Here is an 8,397-nt window from a genome sequence, read left to right on the forward strand (position 1 = left end):
CAATAGGGGAGTGGAGCGTCGATTCTGCCCACACTCAGGTCTTCAACCACCGAAAAGGCTTCGGAAACCAGGCCCAGTGGTCATCGAGCCAGACAAGCCCGTCGTAGGCCATGCCGTCCCTGGCGCCGGCCGCGATCACCTTCCACGCGACCCATACGCGCTGCGGCTGCAGTTCGCTCGCCAGCGTGCGGTAGCCGCCCGGGAAGTGGCGGGAGAGTTCGTTGTCCTCGGCCAGCATGCCGGCGGGGGCCACGTGGCAGACGACGCGGCTGCCGGGTGTGGCGGCGGCCAGGCGCGGGCCGGCCGTCCACATGCGTTCCGCGGCTTCGGCGAAGGCCGCCGCGTGCGTCGGCGTGAACGCGAGGGCCGCATCGCCCGGGCGCGGGCGCAGGGTCTGCAACAGCGTGCCGCCGGGGTTGCTGGCCAGGGCCTCGAGCAGCGGCTGCACCTGGGCCTTGATGGCGTCGGCCATCGCCAGCGCCTGCTGACGCGCATCGACCTCGGGAACGCCCGCGTGCAGGGCCAGCAAGCCGACGTAGGCGGCGCGGCGGGCGAGCAGGCGTTCGCGGTCGAGCGATTGCGAAGCGGGCGCAATGAGCGCGGCGTCGAGGGTGGCCAGCGCTTCGGCGAGTAGCAGGGCATGCCACGCACGCTCCTGCGGGTCGTCGGGAGGGGTGTCGTCGAGTTGTCGGGCCAGGAGGTCCGAGGCAGCGAGCAGGGTGTCCACCGGCAGGCTGGGCGCCGATGCGTCGAGCGAGAACTCTGCCTGCCACTCGTCGATGCCGAAGCTGCCCGTGGCCGTGATCTGCACGCCGCTCGCGGTGGTGTGCCTCTGGCGCGTCAGCCGGGGAATGCCGTCGACGTCGGCCTGCCATGCGGCTTGGCGGGCGTCGGGCACGGTGCGCGTCGGCAAGCTGAGGGACAGCGTGACGCGCGGCGCGGGTGCGACGTGTTCGCACAGCGCCGGGAATCGACGCAGCGGCGCCAAGTCGATGGCGAATCGTTGCTGTGCGAGTGCGGCGCATGCGCTCAGCTCCCATGCCGCCATGCCGAGGGTGAGGCCGCTGCGCGCGGGTTCGGCGTAGAAGGCGCGGTGGCGCTCGAAGGCATCGAGCAGCAATGCCGGCACGGCCGCTGCGTCCTGGCGCGACAGTGCCTCCAGAAGGGCGGCCAGCGGCCGGAGCAGTTCGTTGCCGGCGTCCGGGTCGAGTGCTGTTCGAGCGGTTTCGGCAATGGCCCGATCGCAGGATTCACGGGCGTCCTGCGTCTGTCTGCCTCCGAGAATCGCATGCCCCAGCAGGTTGCCGAGGTGCGTCCAGCAGGGCGCATGCGCGAGACCTTGGCCGCTGGCCTGCGCCGCGGCGAATACCCCGGGCATCAGCAGCGCACGCAAGGCATGGCGGTCGCCGGCCAGCAGCGCCGCTGCAAGCGTCGGCAGCAATGCGGCAGGGCTGGCCCGCATTTCGGAAAGCTCGAATCGCTGCGCCGGTTCGCGCCATGACAGGGTAGCGGCGGGCGGCGCCATCAATGCGACCGCCAGCACGCGTCCCCAGGTGGCCGCATCGGCCAGCGCGGCATCTCGCCGGACCATGTCGGCGGCGGCATGCGCAAGCCGCGCCTGCTGCAGCGCCTGGTCCAATGCATCTTCGGCAGAAGGCGCATTCATCGCCCGGGCTCCTTCATGTCGTAGGCCTTCACCACGATGCTGCCCAGCTTGCCGGCGTTGTCGGCCGTCTGCTGCGCGAGGAAGTAGCGGATGTTCGGCATCTCGGCCAGGATCGCAAGGCCGAGTGCCTTGATCTGCGGGTCGGACGAGTTTGCCATCGAGCGACCGAGGCTCGTCATGTATTCGGGAGTGCCTTGCTGGGCGCGCACCGGCACGCTGCCTTGTTCGGCGGGGCGGTTGCCCAGGCCGGCGTGCGGGCCCTTGCATTCGATGATGACGAGCGCGCCGCTGGCGTCGCGGTAGGCCAGGTCGGGCACGCCGGAACCGGCATGCGGTATCGGCAACGGCGTCATCGGGCCGCCGTCGAGGCCCACGGCCACCTTGCGGCCGGCCGCCTCGCCCAGGCCTTTGGAAGTGAGGTTGAGGTCGCCGACCACGCGCGACCAGTTCGCCTCGGCCTCGTTGTACGCAGGGCTGCCCTTGGGATGGCTGGCCAATTCCAGGTCCAGCGCGTCGCGGCGGGCCAGCAAGTCGTTGCGGTGCGCGGCGGCTTCGTCGGGTGTCATGTCGACGATGTGCCTCACAGGTTCCTCGCCGGGCCGCAACGGACCCGCGGCGCGGATGGCGACCTCGACCAGGTCCGTGGCCAACAGCGCGGGATGGGCGCCCGCGAAGGTCGGCGAAGTACCGCCGGCCGGCTTGAGGAACAGCAGGTCGCCGAGTTGGTTGAACTTTCCGGTCTGCGGGTTGGTGTAGTGGCCGGTGATCCAGCGCAGCAGTGCGATCTCCATGCTTGCGACGCGGCGGAGGGTCAACACGTCCAGGCCCTTGTCGGTGCGGCCTGCGCTGATGTCGGTGAACTGGCGGCCTTCGTTGAGGTTGCGCCGCATGGCCATGTATTCGCCGAGTTTCCGGAAGTTCGGGGAATCGGCGAACAACTGCGCGACGAGCTTGCCGTTGGCGATGTGGTTGAGCACATCAGGCACCTTGTCGACGCGCTGGCCCTGGCGGGTCGCGGCATCGCGGCGGGCTTCGGCGGCGGAGATGCCGTGCTCGCGCAGGGCGACGCGGCCTTCGGCATCGGCTTGCGCCGTGAGGGTGCGGATGCGCGCTTCCAGTTCGGCGCGCTGCGCCTGCACGCCCTTCGAGCGACCGCTCGGCACGATGTCGAGTCGTTGCTGCAGGGCTGCGGCCTCGGCGCGCAACGTGGGCTCCTTCAAGCGCGCGGCGTGGCGCTCGACCACATCGGCGAGCACCGCGCGCAGGGTGGGCGATGTCATTTCAGGGTGTAGCGTGGCGAGCGGACTGCCAAGCTGGCCGCTTTGCGCGAGGTGCAATCCAACGATCTGCGCCAGCTCGGCGGCCTGGGCGCGGTTGCCCATCGCAGCGGCGACTTGGAGCTGCTTCAGCAGCGTCGGCACGTCGGCGGGCGTGCCGCTCAGCGGCTTCATGAACGGGTTGTCCATGGCGCCGGTGCGCACTTCGGCCAGGCGCGCGATCAGGTGTGGCTCGCCGAGCAGCGTCTCGGCGAGGCCGGCGCGCCTGGGCGCATGCTGGCCGAAGGCGAGGCCGAGTTCCGCTGCCTTGGCTTCGGCGACATGGCGCAGGGCCAGCAGCGCGGCGGGCTCGGCGCTGCCGTCGGCCGGCTTGGGCGGCAGGTTGCGCAGCATGGCTTCGAGTTCGGCGAGCTTGCGGTGGTCGGCGGCGCTGGGCTGTGCGCCTTCGGCGGGTGCGTGGCCGGGCTGGAGCAGGTCGCCGGCGGTGTCGGTGGTGCGTGAACGTTGCTGTGCGTCGGCCAGCGCGGCGCGGGCGGGCGAGTGCTCGGGCAGCGCGTCGAGTGCGAGCTTGAGGCGAGGGTCGGCGACGTCGGCGTGCAGCAGGCCGAGGTGCGCGGCCAGGGCTTCGATGTCGGCGTGGACTTGCGCGCGGGCGGCGTTGTCGGCTTCCGGCACAGCGGCCAGGCGGTTGGCGAGGACCTCGAGTTCGCCGAGTCGGCCGCGGTCATGCGCCGACAAGCGATCACCTACGGCTGCACCGGGCCGCAATGCGTCAGGGGCAGCACCGGCTTCGGTGCGGTGATGGCGCACCTCCGTCAGTTCGTGCGCGATCGCGCGGCCATGCGTTTCGAGCGGCGCGTTCGGCGACAGCCGCACGAAGTACATCGGATCGTCGCCATCGGGGTTGCGGCGGAAGCTGGCGATGGCGCCGTGCTCGGTGTCGCCGACCTCGACCTTGACTTTCATCGGCCGGCCTTCGGCATCGGTCATCGACAGGTGCAGCGCGCCTTCGCTGGCGCCATGGGTCGTCAGCGGGCCGACGCTGCTGAGGCCGAAGGCTTCGCCGATGGCGGCATTCAGCGCATTGAGCGGGTGCGTGATGACCGGCTCCGTCGCCAGCTGCATGCGCGAGCCGGCGACGGGCGAGGCTGTGCCGTCATGCGGCAGCAATGGATTGGGACCTCCCGCGGGGCCGGAGGGCGCATCGATCTCGTGCACACGTCCGCTGCCGGGCTTGATCATGCGGTTCAGTTCGCCGATGAGGCCGGCCGGGACTTCCATCTGGTCGTCGGCAAAGCGCACGTCGACCAGGCGCGGCTGGCCGTGCAGGTCGGCGGTGCCGTGCTCCGGGATGGCCGCCGAGCGCATCGCGCGGACCCAGCCTTCATCCACCTCGAAGGCGATGATGCGGGCCTTGCCCTGGCTGTTGTTCATCACGAACTCGACGGCGCGCTCGAAGGAGCCGAAGTTCAGGTGCGCCGACGCGCCGCCTTCGACGTGGACGTTGCCTTGCGCATCGACATGCACCAGCGAACGGCTGCGTTCGCTCTCGACACGGAACACCAGGCGGCCGCCGCCTTCGCCTTCGAGCAAGGGCCGGATCAGGCGGGGCAGCAGGTCGGGATTCCGCTCGACATCGGACAGCGGCACTTGCACCCGTCCCGGCTTTTCGCTGGTGAGGTTGGCGAACATCGCGTCGACGTCTTCCGGGCCGGGCAGGTCGGCGGTGGCGGACTTACGACCGCTGGCGAATTCGGCAGCCTCGGCGCGGTGCTGCACGGCCTGCGCTTCGAGTGCGATGGCCTCGTTGAGCAGGCGGCCGGATTCCTCGCGCAATGCGGCGGCGCGACGCGGGTTGTGGGTGTCGGCCACGGCCGCTTCCGCGTCCTTCGCGATGGCCTTGTCGAGCAGGCCGTTGGCGCGCTTCATCAGCGCGTCGGCCTGCTCGTGCAGGGCGCCTGCGGCCTGGCGTTGCAGCAGCGTGGCTTCCGGACTTGCCGGGGGCAGGGCGCGCGTGTCGGCGCCGGGTTGCTCTGCGCCGATGCGCATCGCGGGGCCGGCCTCGGCATGGTCGATGGCATGGCCGATTTCGGCGTCGCTGAGGTGCGGGAGCAGGCGCTGGTCGGCTTCGGCAGTCGCAGCCGGCTTGGGTGGCTGGGCTTCCTCCGCGGTGGCAACGGGGCGCGGCGCCGGTTCCTCGGTAGGCGCCGGACGGACTGTCGACGGTTCTTCGCTGCCGCCGGTTGCGCGAGGCGGCGGCGTGGCGTCGCTGTCCGCCGGGGCTGTGCGGGGTGTTGCACCCTCCGCTTCGGTGGCGTGCGGTGTCGCGCGTCCGGCTGCCGGTGCGGCAACCGGTGCCTCGATCAAACCGCCATGTGTCGCGATGTGGTCGAGGTTGATGGCGCGGCCCAACGCATCGTTGCCATTGCGGCCATGCGTGTCGAGGAACTGCAGGTCTTCGACCGCCGCATGGAGCGCATCCCCCTGCAGCGGCTTCAGGCCCATGCGTTCGCGCTCCGAATTGATGCGCGCGCCGCTGGCCTTCTGGCTGCGGTTCTGGATGCCCTGGCCCACGGATTCCGCGGCGCCTTCGCCGAAGCCCTGCACGAACGAATGCAGCCCCGCATGGCCGATCTCGACCAGCGCCGCGCCCATGTCGCCCTTGAACTTGCCGGTGCCGCTGTCCACGGCCAGCTCGGTCGCCTTGCCGGCCATGCCGCCCGCGGCCGAGATGCTCGCCTTGGTGAGCCCGCGCCCGGCCATGCCGAGGCCGCCCTTGACCAGCCCGCCTTCGCTGGAGGCGTTCATGCCCGCGCCGATGGCGCCGCCGACCTTCGACACGCCCTTGAGCCCCACGCCCGCGACGCGGCTCAGCGCGCCGCCCGCTGCCAGCTTCTCGGCCTGCGCGCGCAGGGCCGGGGCATTGCGGCCCAGCGCCTCGATCGATTGCGTCACGCTCGCCGTCGCCGCACCGGCCAGCCCGCCCTTGATGAGGCCGCCGAACAGCGCCATCACCGAATCGCCGCTGCTGCCTTTCCAGGTCTTCTCGTCCAGCGCCGCGTTGCCGAGCCCGCCGATGCCGCCGGTGATCGCGCCGATGATGATCTGGTCCACGACCGGGTTGCCCGTGAAGATCTTGGCCAGCGTGACCAGCGAGCGGGACGCGGTCTGTGCCGCCTGCGCCGCCTTCGAGGCCACCTGTGCCGCCTTGCCGAGTTGCGCGCCGACGCCCGCCGTGATCGCCTGCACCGCTGTCATCGCGAGGTCGATGCCGGCCTGTTCCCAACCGTAGCGGCCGCCCTTGATCGCGTAGTTGGCGCTCATCGAGGCGAGGCCGGTGACCACGGCGGCGGCGATCAACGGGGCTGCCGCACCGCCGGTGGCGACGGTGATCACCGCGGCGGCGATGGCCCCGAGGATCGCGATGCCGGTGGTCGCGATGTCGGCGAACGCGTCGATGCGCGACGAGTAGTTCTCGGCCACCGCTTGCGCGATGGCGGTGGTGGCCTCGAAGGTGGCGCGGTCGGCGCCCTGGTAGTCGTCGCCCTTGAAGTTGGGCAGGCTTGAGATCAGCTCGCCGCGCCGGTTCAGCGCGATCGGGCCGCCGGCCAGTGCCTCGAGTCGCTTCGAGGTGGCGGTCATGGCCTGGTCGGCATAGGTGCCGTCGGCGAGCATGCTGCCGAGCCCGCCCGATTCGCTGCGCTGCTGCGCGATGGCGAAGGCCGCGTTCTCGAGCTTCTCGCGGTCGTTGCGCGCCACGCCCTTCATCGCGCGTTCCATGCGCAGCCGGTCGTCGCCGGAGAGTTCGTTGAAGTCGCCGCCCTCGCCGTAGACACCGAGTTCGGCGTCGAGCGACTTGCCGGTCTGGACCTTGTACGCGGCGCGCATCTTCGCGATCTCGTCGCGGTCCATGCGTTCGGTGAAGCGGAACAGCAATTCCTCGTTGGTGCCCCAGTGCGCGTGCATCGCGTGGTCCATCGCGATGGCGCAGGTCTCCGGCGTGGGGCGTGCGTCGGTGATCAGCCCGACGGCCAGCTTCGCGTCGAGCGAGCCGGCGCCGAGCTTGTCGTTGAGGCGGGCGATGACGCGGTCGCGCGCGGCGATGACCTTCGGGTCGGTCATCGGCGTGGTCGGGTCGTTGGCCTTCGCGGCGGCGGCTGCCGGATCGACCGGGGCACCGGGCTTGGCATCGGCTGCCGGGGCGGGCGTGCCGGGTGGTTCGGGCGCGTACTTCTGCGCGGCCAGCAGCACGACGGCGGCACGCTTCTCGGCAGCCTGCCGGTGCGCGGCGCGCTCCTCGAGGCTGGCCTTCGACCAGTCGGCGGAGAAGCCGGCGTCGAAGGTGGCCTTGTCGAAGCTCTCCGGGTCGAAGTCCTTGTCGCTCTGCAGGGCGATGCCGACGCGGGCCGCGCGCGCGGCGACGCTGTCGGCGCCGCCTTTCTCGGTCAGGAGCGCGACGGAGAGGTCCTTGTCCGCGTCCTTGAGCGTGAGCGTGTAGTTCTGGCCGCCGGTTTGGGCCGGGCCGTCGCTGTAGGTGACGCCGGCGCCATCGTCGATATGGACCTGGATGTCGCGCGTCACGTAGTCCACGGCGCGCGCTTCGGCGCTCATGTTCGCGATCTTGCCGGTGGTGTCGGCCTTGGCCCAGTCGGTCTCGGCCACCAGTCCGCCGAGCGCGGCCACGACGGCCTTGCGGCGCGCGTCCGGGTCATCGTCCAGCAGCGCGCGCGCGTCGGAGTCGGCGCCCATGGTGGTGCGCGCCTCGATCGCGCGGTTCAGTGCGGCCTTGTCGTTCTCGCGGCGCGCATCGTCGACCTCGTCCTTCAGGCGCAAGGCGTCGGCGGTGACCTGGTCGCCGGTCTTCAGGGCGTCGAAGACCTTGCTGTCGGTGCCGTCCAGCGCCGCGCTGACCTCGGCGACGACATCGCCATGCTGCGCCCCGAGCGCCGCGGCCTGCGCCGGGGTCAGTGCGCGCATCACGGCTTCGACGCGGGCCTCGTCGTCGTTGAAGAAGCCGAGCGAGTCCTTCAGTTCCAGCCGCGCGGCCTCGACCGCGTCGCCGCGCAGCCAGGCGCGCGTGGCGGCGTATTCGGTGCTCTTCTCGCCCAGGTTCTTGACCAGGTCGGGCTCCAGTACGCGGCCGAAGGTGGGATAGGCGTCGAACTCCAGCGCCAGGCCGCGCGCCGCGCTGACGCCGCGCACGGCGGCCACCACGCCGGTCTCGTCCACGGTGCCCGCGAAGCCTCCGGCGAAGGCGTGGGTGATGCCCGTCGCGCGCGTGCCGATGTCTTTCTGCACCTGGTCGCCGGTGCCGGTGATCTGCTTGCCGAACAGCACGGCCGGTGTCGTGCGCTTCTTCAGGAAGTCGGCTTCGGCCTTGGCCTCGTCGTCCAGGCCGCCGCCCTTGGCGCCGGCAGCGCCGGGTGCACCGGGTGCAGGCGCGGGGGCCGGCGC

General features: G+C 71.2%; 2 protein-coding genes. Both read right to left on the reverse strand.

Annotated elements, in window-relative coordinates; all coding sequences use genetic code 11:
- Positions 1-34: 34 nt before the first annotated feature.
- Positions 35-1,666, reverse strand: a complete 1,632-nt coding sequence (locus HB681_RS30965) for an Imm49 family immunity protein (protein WP_213958725.1) — start codon at positions 1,664-1,666, stop codon at positions 35-37.
- Positions 1,663-8,397 (reverse strand): hypothetical protein (locus HB681_RS30970; protein ID WP_213958726.1); only part of this gene is annotated, 6,735 nt, incomplete at its 5' end. The genes HB681_RS30970 and HB681_RS30965, both read right to left, overlap by 4 nt.

Source organism: Variovorax sp. dw_954 (assembly GCF_018449755.1).
In the GTDB taxonomy this organism is placed as follows: Bacteria; Pseudomonadota; Gammaproteobacteria; order Burkholderiales; family Burkholderiaceae_C; genus Variovorax.

Coding starts and splice junctions, on each gene's coding strand:
- HB681_RS30965 (WP_213958725.1), bottom strand. CDS start 1,666: ATGAATGCGCCTTCTGCCGAAGATGCATTGGACCAGGCGCTGCAGCAG.